The 19,991-nt window shown below is 64.7% G+C and carries 24 protein-coding genes; 16 read left to right on the top strand and 8 right to left on the bottom strand.

Features of this window, described 5'->3' with window-relative positions; genetic code table 11:
- Position 1 precedes the first annotated feature (1 nt).
- From IVA91_RS22630 to IVA91_RS22610, 5 genes are all read left to right on the top strand, one after another.
- Positions 2–247 (top strand): acyl carrier protein, encoded by a 246-nt coding sequence (locus IVA91_RS22630; RefSeq protein ID WP_247277723.1) that lies wholly within the window; start codon positions 2–4, stop codon positions 245–247.
- Positions 234–1,616 (top strand): fatty acid--CoA ligase family protein, encoded by a 1,383-nt coding sequence (locus IVA91_RS22625; protein ID WP_247459126.1) that lies wholly within the window; start codon positions 234–236, stop codon positions 1,614–1,616. The genes IVA91_RS22630 and IVA91_RS22625 overlap by 14 nt, the downstream gene beginning before the upstream one ends.
- Complete coding sequence (locus tag IVA91_RS22620) at positions 1,609–2,331, top strand: SDR family NAD(P)-dependent oxidoreductase (RefSeq protein ID WP_247277721.1); 723 nt, start codon at positions 1,609–1,611, stop codon at positions 2,329–2,331. Before IVA91_RS22625 ends, IVA91_RS22620 begins: the two co-directional genes overlap by 8 nt.
- Before the next feature lie 125 nt (positions 2,332–2,456).
- A complete protein-coding gene (locus tag IVA91_RS22615) occupies positions 2,457–2,666 on the top strand; it encodes a hypothetical protein (protein WP_247277720.1) in 210 nt (69 codons plus the stop codon).
- A gap of 375 nt (positions 2,667–3,041) precedes the next feature.
- Positions 3,042–4,187: a DUF3095 domain-containing protein gene (locus IVA91_RS22610; protein WP_247277719.1), complete on the top strand. Its 1,146-nt coding sequence runs from the start codon at positions 3,042–3,044 to the stop codon at positions 4,185–4,187.
- A 4-nt stretch (positions 4,188–4,191) separates the two neighbouring features.
- Here IVA91_RS22610 and IVA91_RS22605 read toward each other — a convergent pair whose 3' ends face one another.
- The 3 genes from IVA91_RS22605 to IVA91_RS22595 form a co-directional block, all read right to left on the bottom strand.
- Positions 4,192–4,626 (bottom strand): DUF2147 domain-containing protein, encoded by a 435-nt coding sequence (locus IVA91_RS22605; protein ID WP_247277718.1) that lies wholly within the window; start codon positions 4,624–4,626, stop codon positions 4,192–4,194.
- A gap of 110 nt (positions 4,627–4,736) precedes the next feature.
- Positions 4,737–6,122, bottom strand: coding sequence for an MATE family efflux transporter (locus tag IVA91_RS22600; protein ID WP_247277717.1), 1,386 nt, complete (start codon positions 6,120–6,122; stop codon positions 4,737–4,739).
- A gap of 81 nt (positions 6,123–6,203) precedes the next feature.
- Positions 6,204–6,731 carry a GNAT family N-acetyltransferase gene (locus tag IVA91_RS22595; RefSeq protein WP_247277716.1) on the bottom strand — a complete coding sequence of 176 codons (528 nt, stop codon included), beginning with the start codon at positions 6,729–6,731 and terminating at the stop codon, positions 6,204–6,206.
- A gap of 239 nt (positions 6,732–6,970) precedes the next feature.
- Here IVA91_RS22595 and IVA91_RS22590 point away from each other — a divergent pair, with 239 nt between their 5' ends.
- The 11 genes from IVA91_RS22590 (at position 6,971) to IVA91_RS22540 (ending at position 14,969) form a co-directional block, all read left to right on the top strand.
- Positions 6,971–7,567 carry a superoxide dismutase gene (locus IVA91_RS22590; RefSeq protein WP_247277715.1) on the top strand — a complete coding sequence of 199 codons (597 nt, stop codon included), beginning with the start codon at positions 6,971–6,973 and terminating at the stop codon, positions 7,565–7,567.
- A 236-nt stretch (positions 7,568–7,803) separates the two neighbouring features.
- Positions 7,804–8,415, top strand: a complete 612-nt coding sequence (locus IVA91_RS22585) for a permease (RefSeq protein ID WP_247277714.1) — start codon at positions 7,804–7,806, stop codon at positions 8,413–8,415.
- Positions 8,412–8,912 carry a hypothetical protein gene (locus tag IVA91_RS22580; protein WP_247277713.1) on the top strand — a complete coding sequence of 167 codons (501 nt, stop codon included), beginning with the start codon at positions 8,412–8,414 and terminating at the stop codon, positions 8,910–8,912. The genes IVA91_RS22585 and IVA91_RS22580 overlap by 4 nt, the downstream gene beginning before the upstream one ends.
- A gap of 43 nt (positions 8,913–8,955) precedes the next feature.
- Positions 8,956–9,180 carry a hypothetical protein gene (locus tag IVA91_RS22575; RefSeq protein WP_247277712.1) on the top strand — a complete coding sequence of 75 codons (225 nt, stop codon included), beginning with the start codon at positions 8,956–8,958 and terminating at the stop codon, positions 9,178–9,180.
- Positions 9,181–9,182: 2 nt separating this feature from the next.
- Entirely contained in the window at positions 9,183–9,938 is a 756-nt protein-coding gene (locus IVA91_RS22570; protein WP_247277711.1) for an ABC transporter ATP-binding protein, read from the top strand.
- 6 nt (positions 9,939–9,944) lie between these two features.
- Positions 9,945–10,814, top strand: coding sequence for a metal ABC transporter permease (locus IVA91_RS22565; protein WP_247277710.1), 870 nt, complete (start codon positions 9,945–9,947; stop codon positions 10,812–10,814).
- Positions 10,815–10,816: 2 nt separating this feature from the next.
- The gene (locus IVA91_RS22560; protein WP_247277709.1) at positions 10,817–11,680 is read left to right on the top strand and encodes a zinc ABC transporter substrate-binding protein; all 864 of its coding nucleotides are present in this window, start codon (positions 10,817–10,819) and stop codon (positions 11,678–11,680) included.
- 54 nt (positions 11,681–11,734) lie between these two features.
- Positions 11,735–12,772 (top strand): GTP-binding protein, encoded by a 1,038-nt coding sequence (locus IVA91_RS22555; protein ID WP_247277708.1) that lies wholly within the window; start codon positions 11,735–11,737, stop codon positions 12,770–12,772.
- Positions 12,772–13,791: a WD40 repeat domain-containing protein gene (locus IVA91_RS22550; RefSeq protein WP_247277707.1), complete on the top strand. Its 1,020-nt coding sequence runs from the start codon at positions 12,772–12,774 to the stop codon at positions 13,789–13,791. The genes IVA91_RS22555 and IVA91_RS22550 overlap by 1 nt, the downstream gene beginning before the upstream one ends.
- A 30-nt stretch (positions 13,792–13,821) precedes the next feature.
- Positions 13,822–14,538 carry an MgtC/SapB family protein gene (locus IVA91_RS22545; protein WP_247417136.1) on the top strand — a complete coding sequence of 239 codons (717 nt, stop codon included), beginning with the start codon at positions 13,822–13,824 and terminating at the stop codon, positions 14,536–14,538.
- 101 nt (positions 14,539–14,639) lie between these two features.
- Positions 14,640–14,969, top strand: a complete 330-nt coding sequence (locus IVA91_RS22540) for a hypothetical protein (RefSeq protein WP_247277762.1) — start codon at positions 14,640–14,642, stop codon at positions 14,967–14,969.
- Between the two features lie 113 nt (positions 14,970–15,082).
- Here the strand turns inward: IVA91_RS22540 and IVA91_RS22535 are convergent, their stop codons facing one another.
- The 5 genes from IVA91_RS22535 to IVA91_RS22515 all read right to left on the bottom strand — a co-directional run bounded on the left by IVA91_RS22535 (position 15,083) and on the right by IVA91_RS22515 (position 19,917).
- Positions 15,083–16,525: a homospermidine synthase gene (locus IVA91_RS22535; protein WP_247277706.1), complete on the bottom strand. Its 1,443-nt coding sequence runs from the start codon at positions 16,523–16,525 to the stop codon at positions 15,083–15,085.
- Positions 16,526–16,574: 49 nt separating this feature from the next.
- A complete protein-coding gene (locus IVA91_RS22530; RefSeq protein ID WP_247277705.1) occupies positions 16,575–16,964 on the bottom strand; it encodes a RidA family protein in 390 nt (129 codons plus the stop codon).
- A gap of 147 nt (positions 16,965–17,111) precedes the next feature.
- On the bottom strand, positions 17,112–17,699 hold the full coding sequence (locus tag IVA91_RS22525) for an N-acetyltransferase (RefSeq protein ID WP_247277704.1): 588 nt from the start codon (positions 17,697–17,699) through the stop codon (positions 17,112–17,114).
- Between the two features lie 130 nt (positions 17,700–17,829).
- The gene (locus IVA91_RS22520; protein WP_247277703.1) at positions 17,830–18,972 is read right to left on the bottom strand and encodes a type III PLP-dependent enzyme; all 1,143 of its coding nucleotides are present in this window, start codon (positions 18,970–18,972) and stop codon (positions 17,830–17,832) included.
- Positions 18,973–19,662: 690 nt separating this feature from the next.
- A complete protein-coding gene (locus IVA91_RS22515) occupies positions 19,663–19,917 on the bottom strand; it encodes a hypothetical protein (RefSeq protein WP_247277702.1) in 255 nt (84 codons plus the stop codon).
- Positions 19,918–19,991 lie beyond the last annotated feature (74 nt).

Genomic DNA, 19,991 nt, shown 5'->3' with positions numbered 1-19,991 from the left:
CATGTCGGTAAGGTCTAAGGTCATTGAAGCGATCCAGCAGATCGCCAAGGAGCAGCACGTCACGCTTCCCGCACTCTCGGACGATCTGTCCCTGCACGAGACGGGCTTCGACTCGCTCGCCTTCGCGATCTTGGTTGCGCGCCTCGAAGACGAGACCGGCGTCGACCCCTTCACCATTTCCGAGGACGCATCGTTCCCCGCGACCGTCGGCGATTTCGTGCGGGCCTACGAAAATGTCCCCGCGTGAGATCTTTGCGCTTCGCGACCATCTCGGCGCGGAGCTGAAGGGCCGCACGCTCTCGGGCGCGCACCATGTTGTGTCGCTGACGGACATCCTGTCGCACACGGTCCTGGGTGGCTGTCTGCGCGAATTGTCCGGCCGCTGCGTGCTCCTCAAGCTATCCGACCAGCTCCGGTCCGGCCTTGCCATGATCGAGCTCGACGGCATTGCCCGTCGCATGCTGTTATGCCCACCCGATCTCAAGCCGGCGTATCTCGACACGTTGATCGCGGATGCCGGGATCGATGCTGTCGTCACCGACGACGACGATGGCTGGACCAACACCGGTGTCGCGCTCATCGTCACGGCGCAATTGCCGCTCGAAGCGGCCGCGCCGGCGAAGACCGAACGTGCCACGGAATGGCTGATGCTCACCTCGGGCACCTCGGGCGTGCCAAAGATCGTCGGCCACACGCTGGAAGCTCTCACCGGCGCGATCGTCGCCGAAGGTCCGCCGCGCGGGCCCGCGCCGGTATGGGCGACGTTTTACGACATCCGCCGCTATGGCGGCCTGCAAATCTTCCTCCGCGCCATCCTCTCCGGCGGCTCCATGGTGCTGTCGGATCCGCATGAGGCGTTGGCCGATCACGTCGTGCGGCTGAACGCGCGCGGCGTATCGCATATTTCCGGCACGCCCTCGCACTGGCGCAAGCTCCTGATGAGCGGCTCGGCGGCACAGTTCGCGCCGGCCTACGTCCGTCTCTCCGGCGAGATCGCCGATCAGGCGGTGCTGGACGGCCTGAAGGCGGCATTTCCCAATGCCTCGGTCGGTCATGCCTATGCCTCGACCGAGGCCGGCGTCGGCTTTGCTGTCAATGACGGGCTTGAGGGCTTTCCCGCCAACTATCTCGGCAACCGCAATGGTGTCGAGATGAAGGTGGTCGACGGCTCGCTGCGCATTCGCTCGACGCGCACCGCACATGCTTACATTGGCCGCGACGCTGCCGCGCTCACCGACGCGGATGGGTTTGTCGACAGCGGCGACATCGTCGAGTTGCGCGGCGATCGCTATTATTTCATCGGCCGCCGCGGCGGCATCATCAATATCGGCGGGCTGAAGGTTCACCCCGAGGAGATCGAGGCGGTGATCAACCGCCATCCCGACGTGCGGATGTCACGGGCCAAATCCCGCCGCAGTCCGATCACCGGCGGCATCGTTGTCGCCGACGTGATTCTCGCCGACGGCTGCGATCCTGCGCGCACGAAAGAGATCCGCGACCAGATTCTGGATCAGTGCCGCGCGCAACTCGCCTCACACAAGGTGCCGGCGGTCATCCGCTTCGTCGAGGCGCTCGATGTCACTCCGGCCGGCAAACTGGCGCGCACCGATGCATAACGTTCTAGTCACCGGCGGCAGCCGCGGCATCGGCCTTGCGATTGCAAGGCGCCTCGCCGGCGCCGGCTTCAACGTGATTGCGGCCGCACGGCGCGAGAGCGAGGAGCTCAAGGCCGGGATCGCCGGGTCCGAAGGACGCCTGCATTTCCGCGCCTGCGATCTCGCCGTGATCGATGCGATCCCGGCGTTCGCAAAGCTCGTCCGCGACGAATTCGGCCCGATCTACGGCCTCGTCAACAATGCCGGCCTCGGCACCGAAGGCCTGCTCGCGACCATGCACAATTCCGAGATCGCGGCGCTGGTGCAGCTCAACGTGCTGTCGCCGATTATCCTCACCAAATACGTGGCGCGGCAGATGATGGCCGATGGCGCCGGCCGCATCATCAACATCTCATCTATCATCGCCACCACCGGCTATAACGGCCTCTCGGTCTATGGCGCCACCAAGGCCGCTGCCACCGGCTTCACCCGCTCGCTGGCGCGCGAGGTCGGCAAGCTCGGCATCACCGTGAACGCGATCGCGCCGGGTTTCATCGAGACCGAGCTGACGCACAATCTCTCCGACGAGGGACGCAAGCGCATCGCCGGCCGCAGCGCGCTGCGCCGCCTGCCCGAGACCGAGGACGTCGCGCGCATGGTGGAATATCTGCTCGGCGAGGGCGGGCGCAACGTCACTGGCACCGTGTTCACGATCGACGCGGGGAATACGGCATAAGCGGAACTCCGCCGCCGCCATAGAGTTGATCCGGCCCAATTTCAATTCACCGGATGTGGTCGTAAGATGCCTCGCAACCGGCTGGGTTACGTCAATCCGTCTGCCCTAACCGACAGGGAGCAGTCATGACCATGCCTGACATGACCCCTTCAAATCAGGGCCAGACGGAGCAATCCCGCGCGACGTCCGATGACGGCCGTTGTCCGCCGATGACGCATCAGAATTTCGGTGGCAACGGCCATGAGATGTATCCGCAGCAATTCGTGCGTCTGATCGGCTGTCATGACGCCTCTCTCGATGTCTTGCGCAAGCGTCAGGACGAGAAGCTGCACTAGCCGCTCACGTCCGGTGCCATCAAGGTCTTCGGCAAATCAATCGGCGACGGCGGCGGTCGGCCTTTCCGGCATCTTCACCGGCGATTGCGTCGAGGCCCGTATGCCGGCGTACGGGTGAGGTCGCGTCCTCGTGGCCGAAGGCGGACGCTTCGATGATTCCGCGGCAATCATTTTCGATAAATCAAGAGTAAACACCATTTGCGATGCGCCGTTGATGTCGATCAAAGTGCGACATTGCATCGCGGTGCGAGCTTGTTGTTCAGCTCCATTTGGCCAATGATCGGGACGTCGCGGCGAGACCGGCCGGCGAACCCTGATCGGTCCTGCCGCGTATCTGTTTTTCAACGTGCCATCCCAACCATCCGGCATCCCCCGATGACATCAGGCGAATCCTTTTACGGCGGCATTCCGGTCTTCCGCGGTTTCACCAGCCTGATGGATCCGGTGCTGTATTCGCCGCTGCCGAACAATTGGAGCATCGGCGTTGCGGACATCGTCGATTCCACCAAGGCGATCGCGGCGCAGCGCTACAAAGCGGTGAACATGGCCGGCGCCGCCGTGATCGCGGCGGTGACGAACGCGTTGGAGGGGCGCGAATTCCCTTTCGTGTTCGGCGGCGACGGAGCGAGCTTTGCGGTCGCGCCTCACGATCTTGAACTTGCCCGCGACGCGCTGGCGGCAACCGCGACCTGGGTACGGGAGGACCTCGATCTGAAGATGCGCGTCGCCCTGGTGCCGGTCAGCGCCATCCGTGCGCAGGGCCTTGACGTACGCGTCGCACGCTTCGGTCCGTCGGCGAACCTGTCCTATGCGATGTTCTCCGGCGGCGGCCTGGCCTGGGCGGACGCCGCGATGAAGCGCGGCGAGTTCGCGGTGGCTGAAGCGCCAAACGGTACGCAGCCCGATCTCTCCGGCCTGTCCTGCCGCTTCGAGGTAATGCCTGCGTCACGCGGATTGATTCTCTCGGTGCTGGTGATGCCGGCGCGCGGCGCTGACCCGCTGGCTTTCCGCAAGGTGATCGAGGACGTCATCCATCTCGCCGAGCGCAGTCCGGATGCCGGCCGTCCAGTGCCGGCGCAGGGGCCGCCGCTGAAATGGCCGCCGCAGGGGCTGGATTATGAAGCCCGCACCAAGCGCCGCGGCCCTCTGCTCGTGCGCCGCGCCACCGTCCTGGCCTACACGTTGTTCGCCTATCTGATCATGCGCTTCGACATCAAGGTCGGCGGCTTCGTGCCAAACGTCTACAAGCGTCAGGTGGTCGAGAACTCGGACTTCAGGAAATATGACGACGGACTGCGCATGATCCTCGACTGTACGGCCGAGCTCGAACGCGCGCTGAGCGATCGTCTCGCTGCGGCCGCGCGCGATGGCATCGTGCGCTACGGCCTCTACCAGCAGGACGCGGCGATGATGACCTGCTTCACGCCCTCGGCGCTGCGCAGTGATCACGTCCATTTCATCGACGGCGCGCGGGGCGGCTATGCCTCGGCTGCCACGGCGTTGAAGGCGATGGTGGCGTGAACCGCTAGCGTCCCGCGCGCGTCCAGGTCTCGCCGCCGCAGAGTGCGCCGACGCAGCCTTCGACCCGCAACGAATCCGCGCCCGTCACCGTGACGCTGCTCGCATAGGTGCTGCCGTCGTCGGCATTGTAGATCTGGCCCGACCATTTGTTCGGAGCTGACGGCTGCATGTCGCTGAACAATGGCAGGCCGATCATCGGACGCTTCGCGAGCGCGGGATTGGGATTCTTGCTGTCGGTCGCGGGCTGGCCGGTCGCGGTGTCATAGGGTTCGCGCAGCCAGACGATGTGGCCGCAGATGCCACCGCCGCATCTGCTGATCTTCACGCGCGCATCGCCTGCCTGGGTGAGCCAAGTGCCATCGGCGCTCTGCGCATGGGCGCTCGCTGCGCCAAGCAGTGCAGCCAGGACGACGAAGGGAAGCGCGAATCTGCTGAACATGGAGAGTGCCCCCGAAAATGAAGGCGCCTCCCATAGCAGGCCGGCAGGATAGTGCAACGCTGGATAGAATCACATTCCCGCGCTTATTGCGTGCGCCTATTCGCCTGCGCTCATTTGCCCCAGCGCACGAAGGCGACCGAGGCGGCGGTCGACAGCCCGAACACGACCATGGCGCCGCCGACCAGAGCGAACAAGGTCCAGGCCGGCGCCTGCACCATCATGAGGCTGACGCCGCCGACCGCGACGATCAGGAGCCGCGCCGTGGAGGCGAGCACGGGCCCGCCGACGCGCGCCGCGCCTTGTGAGGAGAAATACAACGATACGCCCATGCCGAAGAACACGAAAGCCGGACCTGCCCAGTAGAAATAGCTGTAGGCAGCGGCGGTTACGCCGGGATCCCGTGTGAAGAGCGCGACCCATAGCGACGGATCGAGCGCGATCACGAGGCCGATCAGGCCGACCGTGAGCCCGGAGGCGGTCGCCGCGGTCCAGGCCACGCGCCGCGCGCGCTTCAAATGTCCGGCGCCGATTGCCATGCCGACCATCGGCACCGATGCGATGCCGAAGGCGAAGGTGATCGGGATCAGCAGGAATTCCAGCCGCGACCCGATGCCGTAGCCGGCCAGCATCTCGGTGCCGAAGGTCGCGAGGATTTTTGTGAAGATCAGAATGGTGAGCACGGTCTGGAGGGGCGACAGGCAAGCCACCGCGCCCACCTTGAGAATGTCCAGGAACATCGCCCGCTCGAAATGGAAGGCGCGGACGTCGAGCTGCAATCGGCTGCGGCCGGACAAGAGATACCAGAGCAAAAAGACCGCGGCGCAGCTGAACGCGATCAGCTGGCCGCTCGCTACGCCCGGCATGCCGAACTGCTTCACGCCGAACAGGCCGAGGCCGAGGGTGCCGCCGAGCGCGACCTGGAGCACGCTCGCCCCGATCAGCGTCATCGAAGGCAGACGCATATCGCCGGTGCCGCGGATTGCCGAGGCCAGCGTGTTGACGAGCCAGATCGCGACGGCGCCGGAGAACAGCACCTGCGAATAGCCGCTGGCCTCCTCGAGCACGCGCTCGCGGCCGCCGAGCAGCGCAAAGAACGAGCGGCCGAACACGAGCATCATCACCGTGAAGAACAGCCCGCCGCAGAGGCCTATGATGGCCGCATGCAGCGCGAGCGTCGCGGCGCGGTCGCGATCTCCCGCCCCGAGCGCGCGGCTGATCGCGGAGGAGACGCCACCACCCATCGCGCCCGCGCTCATCATCTGCGTCAGCATTGCGAACGGAAACACCAGCGCGATCGCGGCGAGCGGGATGGTGCCGAGCCGGCCGATATAGGAGGTCTCGGCGATCGCAACCAGCGTGCTGCCGACCATCGCGATCATGTTGGGAATCGTGAGCCGCAGCAATGTCGGCAGGATCGGCGCCGTCAGCAGGCTGGCGATGGGGGAGGCGACCGGCGCAATCGGCGGGACGGCGTCTGCAGAGGCGTCGATCGTCATGTTCACCGGGCGGGACGTTAAATGATGGTTGACATATTATAGGGCGTGAGGCGGCCGGCGCAGCCCTTGCTCACGCAGGGCTCACCACGGCAGGCCGCATAGGTCGATGGTGCCCAGCGTCGGCGCGCGGACGATGTCGAAGACGTAGGGTGCCATGTAGTCGAAGCGGATTCGGCCCTCCGGCTGTTCGCAATAGACCTCGCCCTTGAAGGGCTGCCATCTGCGCGCCTCGTAGAACGCGAAATTGTGCGGCTCGCAGAACAGCAGCGCGAAGCGCACCGCCTCGTTGGCGCGCATGGTGTGCACCGCCGCGTCCATCGCCATGGTCGCGTAGCCGCGGCCGCGCCGGTCCTCGCGGGTGCAGACGCCGCCGATGCCGCCGACATGGACCTTCTGCCCGTTCCAGGTGACGGTTCGGAAGTAGACGCCGACATGGCAGACGAGACCATCCTCGGGCGTTTCGATCAGCACGCGGAGATCGGCATTGGCCCATTTGACATGAGCCCAGGGCTTATCCGCGACCATGTGCGGGCCCCAGACCGCCTGGTGCAGCGGCTCTGCGATCGGCCACGAGGCGTCGCCGTTCAGGATGTCGATTTCGATGCTCATGACTTTCTCTTTCGCAACGTCGGTTGATGCATTCGTTCTGGGATAAGCGCCTCAAAGGCAATGTTATTTTGTACCAGGGCACCCAGCCGCGCGAATGCCCGCGTGCTGCGACGATTTATGCAATCGTGCCAAGCGTCCGCCTCACGCATTTTCGCAAATTGGCGGTATTTAACGGCCACGGAACCTTCTATAAGGGGTGACCGTTAGAACTCGTTCCCACCAGTTGCGGACAAGAAGCCATGACCTTTACGCTGCCCCCCCTCCCTTACGCCTATGACGCCCTCGGCCAGTACATGTCGAAGGAGACGCTGGAATATCATCACGACAAGCATCATCAGGCCTACGTCACCAACGGCAACAACGCGCTCAAGGGGACCGAATGGGAAGGCCAATCCCTTGAAGAGATCGTCAAGGGCTCGTTCGGCAAGAACCCCGCGGTGTTCAACAATGCCGGCCAGCACTACAATCACATTCATTTCTGGAGCTGGATGAAGCCCAATGGCGGCGGCACCAAGCTGCCGGGCAAGCTCGAGAAGAAGATCAACGAGGACCTCGGCGGCTTCGAGAAGTTCAAGACCGACTTCCAGGCGGCCGGCGTCGGCCAGTTTGGCTCCGGCTGGTGCTGGCTCCAGGTCAAGAACGGCAAGCTTGAGATCTCCAAGACCCCGAACGGCGAGAATCCGCTGGTGCACGGCGCCACCCCGATCCTCGGCTGCGACGTCTGGGAGCACTCCTACTACATCGACTATCGGAACCGCCGTCCGGACTATCTCAAGGCGTTCGTCGAGAACCTCGTGAACTGGGAATACGTCGAGTCCCTGTTCGAGAAGGCGTGAGGTCTCATCTCGTCATTCCGGGATGGTGCGCCAGCACCAGACCCGGAATCTCGAGATTCCGGGTTCGCACTTCGTGCGTCCCGGAATGACAGACAAGGCGGTCGTCTGCGGCCGCCTTTTTGCTATGCGGAATTGCCTTGCGCGGTGCGCGCATGGGTGTGTCATCACACCGTTTGCATCACATCGCCGGCGCGCTTAATCAGGACGGGCATCCCCTCGATCCGACCCAAGCCCGTTTGTCAGAACCTTCCCCGAAAGACCCGGCGTCTGCCGAGGACGCGGACTCCGAGCCGCGGCCTGGGCGTGTGCGCAAGCCGATCGGCTGGTCGACCATCATCATCGCGGTCCTGGTGGCGGTGAGCGCCGCTCTGGTCTGGCGGCGTGACGGCACGGGCGGTGTTCTCGACATTCTCACCCACGACCTTTCGCTGTTCGGCGGCATCCTGCCGCGCGTGCTGGCCGGCTGTCTGCTCGGTGCGTTCATCTCGGAGATCCTGCCGCACGAAAAGGTCTCGCGCTCGCTCGGGCCGAAATCCGGCCTGATGGGGCTTCTGATCGGCACCGCCTTCGGCGCGATCCTGCCGGGCGGTCCCTTCACCGCCTATCCGGTCGCGAGCGCGCTGCTCGCGGTCGGCGCCGATTTCGGAGCCACCATCGCCATGGTCGTGAGCTGGACCCTGATCGGCTACGGTCGGGCGGTGGCATGGGAAATCCCGATCATGGGCACCGATTTCACGCTGTGGCGGATCGTGATCTCGCTGCCGCTGCCGGTGCTCGCCGGCGCGCTCGGCCGCTTCGTCTATGTCCGGCTCTATCCGAAGCCGATGACGAAGGATGACGAGACGTGAGCGCCGCGCTTCTGATCGACATCTTGTTGTGGAGTTCGGTGTTCGGCGTCGGCCTGATCGCCTTCGGCCGCGGCCCTGCCGTGTTCAGCGCTTCGCTGCGCGAAGGCTCGCTGGACTTCATCAACATCGTGCCGCGGATCGCGCTGGGGGTGATCGGCTCCGGCTACATCGCCGCCATCATCCCGCAGCAGGTGATCACCGGGTGGCTCGGGCCGGACAGCGGATGGCTCGGGGTCGCGTCCGCCGTGGTCGCCGGTGCCGCCACGCCGGGCGGACCTGTCATCGGCTTCTCCATCGGCACGGTGGCGCTGAAGTCGGGCGGCGGGGTGCCCCAGGTGGTTGCCTATGTCGTCGCCTGGGCCCTGTTCGCGTTCCAGCGGGTGATCCTGTGGGAGATCCCATTCATGCCGGCTCGTTTCGTCTGGTTCCGCTGCGCCGTATCGGTGCCGTTCCCGTTCGTGGCGGCCGCCATCGCCATGCTGATCGGCAAGCCTTGAGCCCGGCGTGGACAGACGCAATGTTATAATATAACGTCCTCGCATGGTTCCCGCCGTGTCTCACGCCCGTCATCACGACCACTCCCACGACCACGTGCATTCGCAGGGGCATGACCACACCCATGCCCATGTCCATGATCCCGCTTCGCCGCATCCGGCCCAGGCGGCCCCCTGGTCGATCCTGCGCATGACCATGGCCGGCCGCCTCGCGGCCGCGCTCGCTGTCTGCGCGGTGCTCTGGGGCATGGTCTTTCTGGCGATGAGGTGACCATGGCGGCACTGCACTTCCACAACGTCACGCTCGGCTATGACCGGCATCCGGCCGTGCACCATCTCAATGGCGAGGTCGCATCCGGCGCGCTGGTCGCAGTGATCGGCCCGAACGGCGCCGGCAAGTCGACGCTGCTGCGCGGCATCGTCGGCATCCTCAAGCCGCTCGACGGCAGCATCCACCTCGGCGGCCTCGACAGCAGGGACATCGCCTACCTGCCGCAGAGCGCCGAGATCGACCGCAGCTTTCCGATCTCGGTGTTCGATTTCGTCGGCACCGGGCTGTGGCGCGGGACCGGCCTGTTCGGCGGCATCGGCAAGGCTGCGCGGGACAAAATCCTGCGCGCAATTGCCGCCGTTGGCCTCAACGGTTTCGAGAACCGTCCGATCGGCACGCTCTCCGGCGGCCAGATGCAACGCGTGCTGTTCGCCCGGGTGCTGCTTCAGGACGCGAGTCTGATCGTGCTCGACGAGCCCTTCAACGCCATCGACAGCAAGACCACGGCCGATCTGCTCGCGCTGGTGAAGAATTGGCACACCGAGGGCCGCACCGTGCTGGCCGCGCTGCACGATATGGAGATGGTGCGTACCCATTTCAGCGAGACACTGGTGCTGGCGCGCGGCCCCGTGGCCTGGGGACCGACGGCCGAGGTGCTGACGCCGGAAAACCTGATGGTTGCGATGCGGATGTGCGAGGCTTTCGACGACAGCGCGGCGGCCTGCGCCGGCGACGACGGGCGGTCGCAGGCGGCGTGATTGCAAATGGCCTATGACGCGCTGATCGGTCCGTTCACCGAATTCGAGTTCATGCGGCGGGCACTCGCCGCCGTGATCGCACTGTCGCTGGCAGGCGCGCCGATCGGCGTGTTCCTGATGCTGCGGCGGATGAGCCTCGTCGGCGATGCCATGGCACATGCGATCCTGCCGGGCGCCGCCGTTGGCTTCCTGCTCTCCGGGCTCAACCTGTTCGCGATGACCGCCGGCGGCCTGATCGCCGGCTTTGCGGTCGCAATCCTCGCCGGTGTGGTCGCGCGCTCGACCGGGCTGAAGGAGGACGCTTCGCTGGCCACCTTCTACCTGGCCTCGCTGGCGCTCGGCGTTACCATCGTCTCGATCAAGGGGACCAATATCGACCTGTTGCATGTACTGTTCGGCAACATTCTCGCGATGGACGACCAGACGCTGCTAGTGGTGGCCTTCAACGCCACGGTGACGCTCCTGGTGCTTGCGGTGATCTACCGCCCGCTGGTGATCGAGAGCGTCGATCCCTTGTTCCTGCGCACGGTGAGTCGCGCCGGGGGCCCTGCGCATCTCGCCTTCCTCGCGCTCGTCGTGATCAACCTCGTCAACGGCTTTCAGGCGCTCGGCACGCTGCTTGCGGTCGGCCTCATGATCCTGCCGGCCGGCATTGCGCGATTCTGGTCGCGCGATCTCACCGCCATGATCTGCATCGCCGTGATTGCTGCCGCGGTTTCGGGCTATGCCGGCCTCGTGCTGTCGTTCCAGACCCGAGTGCCGTCGGGCCCTGCGATCATTCTCGTGGCGACGGTGCTCTACGTGGCCTCCGTCCTGTTCGGCCGCGTCGGCGGTATCGTCCGGCAATTGTTTCCCGGCCGGCATCTGGAAGCGTGACGATGCGGCTCATCCTGCTTTGCGCGCTGTTGCTGATCGCCTCGCCGCTGCACGCCGCCGAGCGGCTCAACGTGGTCGCGAGCTTCTCGATCCTGGCCGATTTCGTCCGCAATGTCGGTGGTGACCGGATCAATCTGACCACGCTGGTCGGCGCCGACAGCGACGTCCACGTCTACACGCCTGCGCCGAGCGATGCGAAGCGGATCGCCGATGCAAAGCTCGTCGTCGTCAACGGGCTCGGCCTCGAGGGATGGCTGCCGCGGCTCGTGCAATCCTCCGGCAGCAAGGCGACGGTCGTGACTGCAAGCGCCGGTATCACGCCCCTGAAATTGGGTTCGGCCGCAGATCCCCACGCTTGGCAGTCCATCCCCAATACCAAGATCTACGTCACCGATATCGCCAATGCGCTCGCCGCTGCTGCCCCGGATGACGCGGAGTTCTTCCGCGCTCGGGCCAAAGCCTATCTGGAAACACTCGAAGCCCTCGACAGTGAGGTCCGCGAAGCCGTGGCGAGAATCCCACTGGAGCGGCGCAAGGTGATCTCCACCCACGACGCCTTCGGCTATTTTTCCGCCGAATACGGTATCCGGTTCATCGCCCCCTTGGGCGTCTCCACGGAGACCGAGCCCAGCGCGCGCGACATCGCCGCGATCATCGGCCAGATCAAGGCCGAAAAAATCCCGGCAGTATTCCTGGAAAATATCAGCGATGACCGGCTGATCCGGCGGATCGCGGCCGAGACCGGCGCAAAGGTCGGCGGGACCCTGATTTCCGACGGTTTAACCGGCGAAAAGGGGCCTGCACCCACTTACATTGACATGGTCAGGCACAATATAAAGGCCCTGATCAGCGCGCTTGACCATTAGGGCAGGGGGCCACCCCGCCTCGCGTCGCGCGAAAGCCCGAAATCCGGAGTTGTTATGTCTGAAGTGACCTCCCCAAAAATTCCCGTGACCGTCCTGACCGGCTATCTCGGTGCCGGCAAGACCACGCTTTTGAATCGCATCCTGTCGGAAAACCACGGCAAGAAATACGCTGTCATCGTCAACGAATTCGGCGAGATCGGCATCGACAACGATCTCATCATCGGCGCCGATGAGGAAGTGTTCGAGATGAACAACGGTTGCATCTGCTGCACCGTGCGCGGCGACCTCGTGCGCATCATGGACGGCTTGATGAAGCGCAAGGGGAAGTTCGACGCCATCATCGTCGAGACCACGGGCCTTGCCGATCCCGCGCCCGTCGCCCAGACCTTCTTCGTCGACGAGGACGTGCAGAAAAACGCGCGGCTCGACGCAGTGGTGACGGTCGCCGATGCAAAGTGGTTGTCCGACCGGCTGAAAGACGCGCCCGAGGCGAAGAACCAGATCGCGTTCGCCGACGTGATCGTGCTGAACAAGACCGATCTCGTCAACAAGGGCGAGCTCGCGGAGGTCGAGGCCCGCATCCGCGCCATCAATCCCTATGCGAAGCTGCATCGCACCGAGCGCTGTTCGGTGGCGCTGGCTGACGTGCTCGATCGCGGCGCGTTCGACCTCGACCGCATCCTCGACATCGAGCCGGATTTCCTTGAGGCCGATGATCATGATCACGACCATGATCATCACCACCGTGGTCACGACCATCATCACGGCCATGGCCTGAAGCACTATCACGACGAGGACATGCAGTCGCTGTCATTGAAAACCGACAAGCCGCTCGATCCGAACGTGTTCATGCCCTGGCTCCAGAACCTGGTGCAGGTCGAGGGCGGCAAGATCCTGCGCTCCAAGGGCATCCTCGCCTTCCACGATGACGATGACCGCTACGTCTTCCAAGGCGTCCACATGATGCTGGAGGGCAACCACCAGCGGAAGTGGAAGGAGGGTGAGCCGCGCGAGAGCCGCCTCGTCTTCATCGGCCGCGAACTGCCGGAAGAGGCCATCCGCAAGGGTTTTGAGAGCTGCATCGTCTCGTGATGAAAGAGTTTACGCCGGCTCCTGATTCCGCCTCGATCGTCTCCGTCACCGACCGCGTCAAGCCGATCGCGCTCGGCATGGGCGTGACCTCGGCGCATTTCCTGGCCGATCGGGCCGCCTTCGTCGGCGGCGAGGAGAAAGTCGCGCTGGTCGACGCCAAGGGCGAGATCAGCACGGTCGCCGTGCACAGCGGCGGCATTCTCTCGACCGCCTCCGACGGCAAGCGCCTCGTCATGGGCGGCGACGACGGCAAGGTCGTGTCGCTCGATGCCAAGGGCGAGGTGACGCTGCTCGCCACCGACCCCAAAATGCGCTGGATCGATGCGGTGGCGCTGCATCCAGACGGCGCCTTAGCGTGGTCGGCTGGCAAGACGGCGAACGTCAAGAGCGGCAAGAACGAGGAGAAGTCGATCGAAGTGCCCTCGACGGTCGGCGGGCTTGCCTTCGCGCCAAAAGGCCTGCGGCTTGCGATCGCACATTACAACGGCGCGACGTTGTGGTTTCCCAACATGGCTGCCACAGCCGAATTCCTCCCGTGGGCCGGCTCGCATCTCGCCGTCACCTTCAGCCCGGACAACAAGTTCCTGGTCACCGCGATGCACGAGGCGGCGCTGCACGGCTGGCGGCTCGCCGATAACAGGCACATGCGCATGACCGGCTATCCCGGCCGCGTCCGCTCGATGTCCTGGAGCGCCGGCGGCAAGGCTCTGGCGACCTCGGGCGCCGACACCGTCATCCTGTGGCCGTTTGCCAGCAAGGACGGTCCGATGGGCAAGGAGCCCGCGATGCTCGCGCCGCTCCAGGCCCGCGTGTCCGTGGTGGCCTGCCACCCCAAGAACGATATCCTTGCCGCCGGCTACAGCGACGGCACCGTGCTGATGGTGCGGCTGGAGGACGGTGCGGAAATCCTGGTCCGCCGCAACGGCACGCCACCCGTGGCCGCGCTCGCCTGGAACGCCAAGGGCACGCTGCTGGCGTTTGCGGATGAAAATGGGGACGGCGGCCTGCTGGAGCTTTAATCTGTCATGGTCCCGGCCGTATAGGGGACCATGCGGTTTCTGACGACATTCCAGATTGCCGATTTTGCAGACACGCTGATCAGCCTGTTCACGGCCTTCGTGCTGGGGACGCTGATCGGCGCCGAGCGGCAGTACCGCCAGCGCACCGCGGGCCTGCGCACCAATGTGCTGGTCGCGGTCGGCGCCGCCGCCTTTGTCGATCTCGCCATGCATCTGGATGGCGCCGCCGGCGCGGTGCGGGTGATCTCCTACGTCGTCTCCGGCATCGGATTCCTCGGCGCCGGTGTCATTATGAAGCAGGGCATGGACGTGCGCGGGCTCAATACGGCCGCGACGCTATGGGCCTCCGCCGCGGTCGGCTCCTGCGCCGGGGCCGACATGGTCGCGCAGGCCGCGGCGCTGACCGTGTTCGTCATCGCCGGAAACACACTGCTGCGTCCACTCGTCAATGCTATCAATCGCATTCCGCTGAATGAGCGGGCACTGGAGGCGACCTATTACTTCAAGATAGCGGTGGCGGCCGACGCTCTGCCTGACATGCGCGACCGCCTCGTCGAGAGGTTGGAAGCCGCGAAATATTCCGTTGCTGATATCGACCTGGTGGAGATCGGCGAGGACATCCTGGAGATCGTCGCAAAGCTGGTAGCGACCGCGGTCGATCCGAACGAGCTGAACGCGGTCGCGACGGATCTCCAGCACCTTCCGGGCGTGCGCCACGCCACTTGGGAAGTCAGCACCACGGATTGAGCGCGGCGTTTTAGCGCGCAGGGGTGCGGTTCCCGCCCGGGCAGGCGCGGAACCCGCGCGCGGCCATTTCGTTGGTCCCGCGGGCAAACGCGGTGATCGACATGACAGGCAATGAGAAGCGCAGACTGAAACTCGACCTGATGATCGCCTGCTCGCTGTTCGCCGCGGGCGTCGTGGTGTCGGGCCTGTCGCTGGCGCAGATTCGCGCCGAGAACCGGATGCAGATGGCGCAGGCAACGCCACCGCTCCAGGGCACTCCTTCGGACGATCAGGGCAAGACGCCTGCGGAGTCCAAGCCCGGCGGTGATCGCCCGACCACGCCGGCTCCCGAGCCCGCACGGCCCGAATCCCAGACGCAAGGCGCGGCGACCAAGCCCGCGCTGCCGGCGGCGCCTGCGGAGAAGATCGCGCCGCCGATCAAGGAGAAATAACGACAGCCAGTTGCGGCGTCACCGCTGGGCTTGTCCGGCCATCCACGTTCTTGGCGTCCCGCGAAAGAAAGTGCGTCGATGCCCGGGACAGGCCGGACATGACGGCAGAGCCCTCACCGCACCAGAATATTCCGGAACTGCCAGGGATCGCTCGTGTCGATGTCTTCCGGGAACAGTCCCGGACGATCGGTCAGCGGCGTCCAATCGGTGTAGAAGCCCTTCACCGGGCCGAGATAGGGCAGCTGGATTTCCAAGAGACGTTCGAAATCCATCTCGTCGGCTTCGACGATACCTTCGTTCGGATTCTCCAGCGCCCATACCATGCCGGCGAGCACGGCGGAGGTCACTTGCAAGCCGGTGGCGTTCTGGTAGGGCGCAAGCCTGCGGGTCTCTTCGATGGAGAGCTGCGATCCGTACCAATAGGCATTGTTGTCATGGCCGAACAGCAGCACGCCGAGCTCGTCGATGCCATCGACGATTTCGTTCTCATCGAGGATGTGGTGCTTTTCCTGCATCTTCGCCGCGCGGCCGAACATTTCATGCAGCGAGAGCACGGCATCGTCGGCCGGATGATAGGCATAGTGACAGGTCGGCCGATAGATCGCCGTGCCCGATGCGTCGCGCACCGTGAAGTAATCGGAGATCGAGATCGACTCGTTGTGGGTGACGAGGAAGCCATACTGCGCGCCGCGGGTCGGGCACCAGGTGCGCACGCGCGTGTTGGCGCCCGGCTGCATTAGATAAATGGCGGCGCCGCAGCCCGCTTCGTGGGTCCGCGCATTCTCCGGCATCCATTTCTCATGGGTGCCCCAACCGAGTTCTGAGGGCTGCACGCCTTCCGACAGGAAACCTTCCACCGACCAGGTGTTGACGAAGACGTCAGGCTCTTTCGGGTTCCTGGAGCGCTGGGTGTCGCGTTCGGCGATGTGAATGCCCTTGACGCCGGCCTGCCGCATCAGGTCCGCCCATTCGGCCTTGGTCTTCGGCTTGGGGGCATTGAGCTTCAGATCCGCGGCGACGTTGAGCAGCGCCTGCTTGACGAAGAAAGAGACCATGCCAGGATTGGCACCACAGCAGGAAACGGCCGTCGTGGAGCCCGCCGGGCGCGCCTTCTTGGCGGCCAGCGTCACTTCGCGAAGAGCGTAGTTGGAGCGCGCTTCCGGGCCCTTCGAAGCGTCGAAATAGAAGCCGAGCCAGGGCTCGTTGACGGTATCAATGTAGAGAGCGCCAAGTTCGTTGCAGAGCTCCATGATGTCGGTGGAGCCGGTGTCGACTGAAAGATTGACACAAAAGCCCTGACCGCCGCCTTCGGTGAGTAGCGGGGTCAGCAACTCGCGATAATTGTCCTTGGTCACGCCCTTCTGGATGAAGCGTACATTGTGCTTCTCGCAATGCGCCTTGCGGCCCTCGTCCTTGGGATCGATCACGGTGACGCGCGACTTGTCGTAATCGAGATGCCGTTCGATCAGCGGCAACGTGCCTTTGCCGATAGAGCCGAAGCCGACCATGACAATGGGACCGGTGATCTTCGCGTAGATCTGCGAGGCGGGGCTCATGGGATGGTTTCTCCGGAACGTGATGGCAGACAAAGAGTGAGGGTGTGGATCAGGCGCTGCGGCGCTTGGCGGTGACTTCGATCTCGACCTTCATCTCAGGCTTGTAGAGCGCCGAGACGACCAGAAGCGTTGCGGCCGGGCGGATGTCGCCGAGGACTTCGCCGCAGACGGCGAAATGGGCGTCAGCGTCTTTGATGTCTGTGAGGTAGTAGGTCGCGCGGACGATGTCGGCCATCTCGAAACCACCCTCCTTCAGGGCGGCTTCAATGGTCTTGAAGCAGTTGCGTGACTGGCTCGTGACGTCGGCCGGCATCGTCATGGTCGTGTAGTCATAGCCCGTGGTTCCCGCGACGAAGGCGAACTCGCCGTCGATCACGGCGCGGCTATAGCCGGCGGCCTTCTCGAACGGGGAGCCGGTGGAAATCAGGCGACGGGACATGCTCTCGGACCTCAACTGAAGGGAGGGATGTTTCGCGGGTTTAAAGGGCGTTTCTCGGGCCCGTGCAACCCCAAACGAACAGCATCAAGTCAGCAGCCGGGCATGGCCGCTGGCTGCGGCTTCGGTCGTTGCGATCACCGCAATGCCTTAGGCCGCGTGCGCCTGGAGAGCGCGAACCGCCCTCCGTTTGGGCAGGGCCGCTCCGGTCGGAACGATCATCCCTTCCGCGCCGTCGAGCGCGCCTTCCGCAAACTCGATCGCCAGCAGCCGGTTGCGCTCGAACGGGCCGGGCAGCGACAACGCGCCGGTTTTCTCGGGCGAGAAGCCGAAGCGAGCGTAGTACGGGGCGTCGCCGAGCAGGATCACGGCACCATGCCCGCGCGCCCGGGCGGCGGCCAGCGCTTGATGCATCAGCGCGGCGCCGATCCCGAGTTCGCGGCAGGCAGAGTCGACCGCCAGCGGTCCAAGGACCAGAGCGGGCCTGCCTCCGGCGCTGACGTGCCACAGCCGCACGGTTCCCACGAGCTGTCCCTCGCGCACGGCCGACAGGGCAAGGCCTGTGGCAGGCGCGCGTCCGTCGCGCAGGCGCTGGCAGGTCCGGCCATGGCGGTTCTCGCCAAAGCAGGCATCGAGCAACGCTTCACGCATCGCGACGTCGGCAGCACGCTCCGCTCGGATCGCGAACGGAGCGGCTTTCGAAGTGAGGGCGATCTGTGGCTTCCGAGGAGCAGTCATGGCGCGTCAGTCCCCGCTTGAACGGACATGCGAGAGGCACATCGGTCCAAGACGTCGTCAGAATTGAAATTGTGAGGGAGGAGCCGGCAAGCCGGCTCCCGGGTTCGTCAGGCCTCAAGAGAGAGGCGGATCAGATGTGGTACGTCTTCAGCGGCGGGATGCCGTTGAACGCCACCGACGAGTAGGTCGACGTATACGCCCCGGTGCCTTCGATCAGCACCTTGTCGCCGATCTCGAGCGTCACGGGGAGTGGATACGGGGTCTTCTCGTACAGCACGTCGGCGCTGTCGCAGGTCGGGCCCGCGAGCACGCACGGCGTCATGTCCGCACCGTCGTGACGGGTACGGATGGCGTAACGGATCGACTCGTCCATCGTCTCGGCGAGACCGCCGAACTTGCCGATGTCCAGGTACACCCAGCGCACCTCGTCCTCGTCGCTCTTCTTCGAGATGAGCACGACCTCGGATTCGATGATACCGGCATTGCCCACCATGCCGCGGCCCGGCTCGATGATGGTCTCCGGGATCTGGTTGCCGAAGTGCTTGCGCAGCGCGCGGAAGATCGACCGGCCGTAGGTCACTACCGGCGGCACGTCCTTGAGGTACTTGGTCGGGAAGCCGCCGCCCATGTTGACCATGGAGAGGTTGATGCCGCGCTCGGCGCAGTCGCGGAACACCTGCGAGGCCATCGCCAGCGCACGGTCCCACGCCTTCACCTTGCGCTGCTGCGAGCCGACATGGAAGGAGATGCCGCACGGCTCCAAACCAAGGCGCTTGGCGACGTCGAGCACCTCGACCGCCATCTCCGGGTCGCAGCCGAACTTGCGGGACAGCGGCCATTCGGCGCCGGCGCAGTCATAGAGGATGCGGCAGAACACCTTCGCGCCGGGGGCGGCACGGGCGACCTTCTCGACCTCGGCGGCGCAGTCCACCGCGAAAAGCCGAATGCCCAGCGCGAAGGCGCGCGCGATATCGCGCTCCTTCTTGATCGTGTTGCCGAAGGAGATGCGGTCGGGCGTCGCTCCAGCGGCCAGCGCCATCTCGATCTCGGCGACGGTCGCGGTATCGAAGCAGGAGCCCATGGAGGCGAGCAGGGCCAGCACTTCCGGCGCCGGGTTCGCCTTGACGGCATAGAACACGCGGCTGTCGGGCAGCGCCCTGGCGAAGCTCTGGTAATTGTCGCGCACGACCTCGAGGTCGACGACGAGGCACGGCTCGGTGTCGAGGCCATCCTTGCGGCGGTTGCGCAGGAATTCCTGGATACGTTCGGTCATGGCACTCTCCCAAACGGCCCAGCGACGGGCCCGTTCAAAACATGACGTCGGATAAGAGCGCTCTGGCCAAATCGCGCGATGGAGGCGCGACGAAGCCAAAAAACTCAAACCAGACTGTGCTGCCGTGGATTGGTTGGGAGTGTTCCCGCCCGCACACCTGGCAATGAAGGACAAGCCTTTTCAGTAGCCCGCGCCGGCGTTGGACTGCCGGTAGAGACCAAAAAAGCCCGATCCGTCGTTGCTTTAAGTCGCGTCCCCCGTTGAGAGCGGGGTGCGCCGGTTCGCCTCCGGCTGCCAGTCACGGTTGCAAAGAGTGAAGTCACCTTCGACAAGGCATCCCTTGAGAGAGATGCTGGGCGCTCCGGGTTTGCTTTCAGTCCGTCGGCTTTTCAGTCTTTCGACTTTCAAGTCTTCCGGCTTCTGCACGTCCGAAGAGCCCCTCGGCTTCTTCACCCCTTGGCGGCTGTCCGGCCTCTTGTCCGGATACCTACCGACTGACACACGACCACAGGCACGTGCGAAATTGGGCAAGTCCGCACATAAGCGTTTTGAATCGGCTTCGCAAGAATTTTTTTAGGCTGAGAACAGAATTGCCTAACATCTACTTGCGCAGTGCTGCGCGAGCGACGCGGAAGATGAACACGTGTTAAGTTTTCTGTGCCGCGCGCGCGTGTCTGTCGCGCGCGAGCTTCAGCGGCGCGTCGTGAACGGCTCGATGCGCTGAGCTGTGCGGATGAACGCGGTCATCACCAGCACGCCGAGTGCGAACAGCACGGCCTGGAGGATGTGCGCGCCCTGGTCGCCGAGCCCGAACAGGATCGCGAGCGCCCAGCCGCCGGCAAACGCCGCGCCGAACACCTCCGCGCCGATCAGGATGGCGGCGCTGATAACGGTGATGACGCTCGGCCAGGCGATCTGGCGGGAAGAGGAGGCAGGCGCGTTCATGAGTTCAGGGACCCCGTGTCTTCGAGGGCCGCAATCTCCCCGAAAAGGCGGTCGGGAGCAAGGGCAAACGGCCC

Origin of the sequence: Bradyrhizobium sp. 153, from assembly GCF_023073835.1 — a bacterium.
Lineage (GTDB): Bacteria > Pseudomonadota > Alphaproteobacteria > Rhizobiales > Xanthobacteraceae > Bradyrhizobium.
This window is presented reverse-complemented; position numbering and strand designations above follow the sequence as displayed.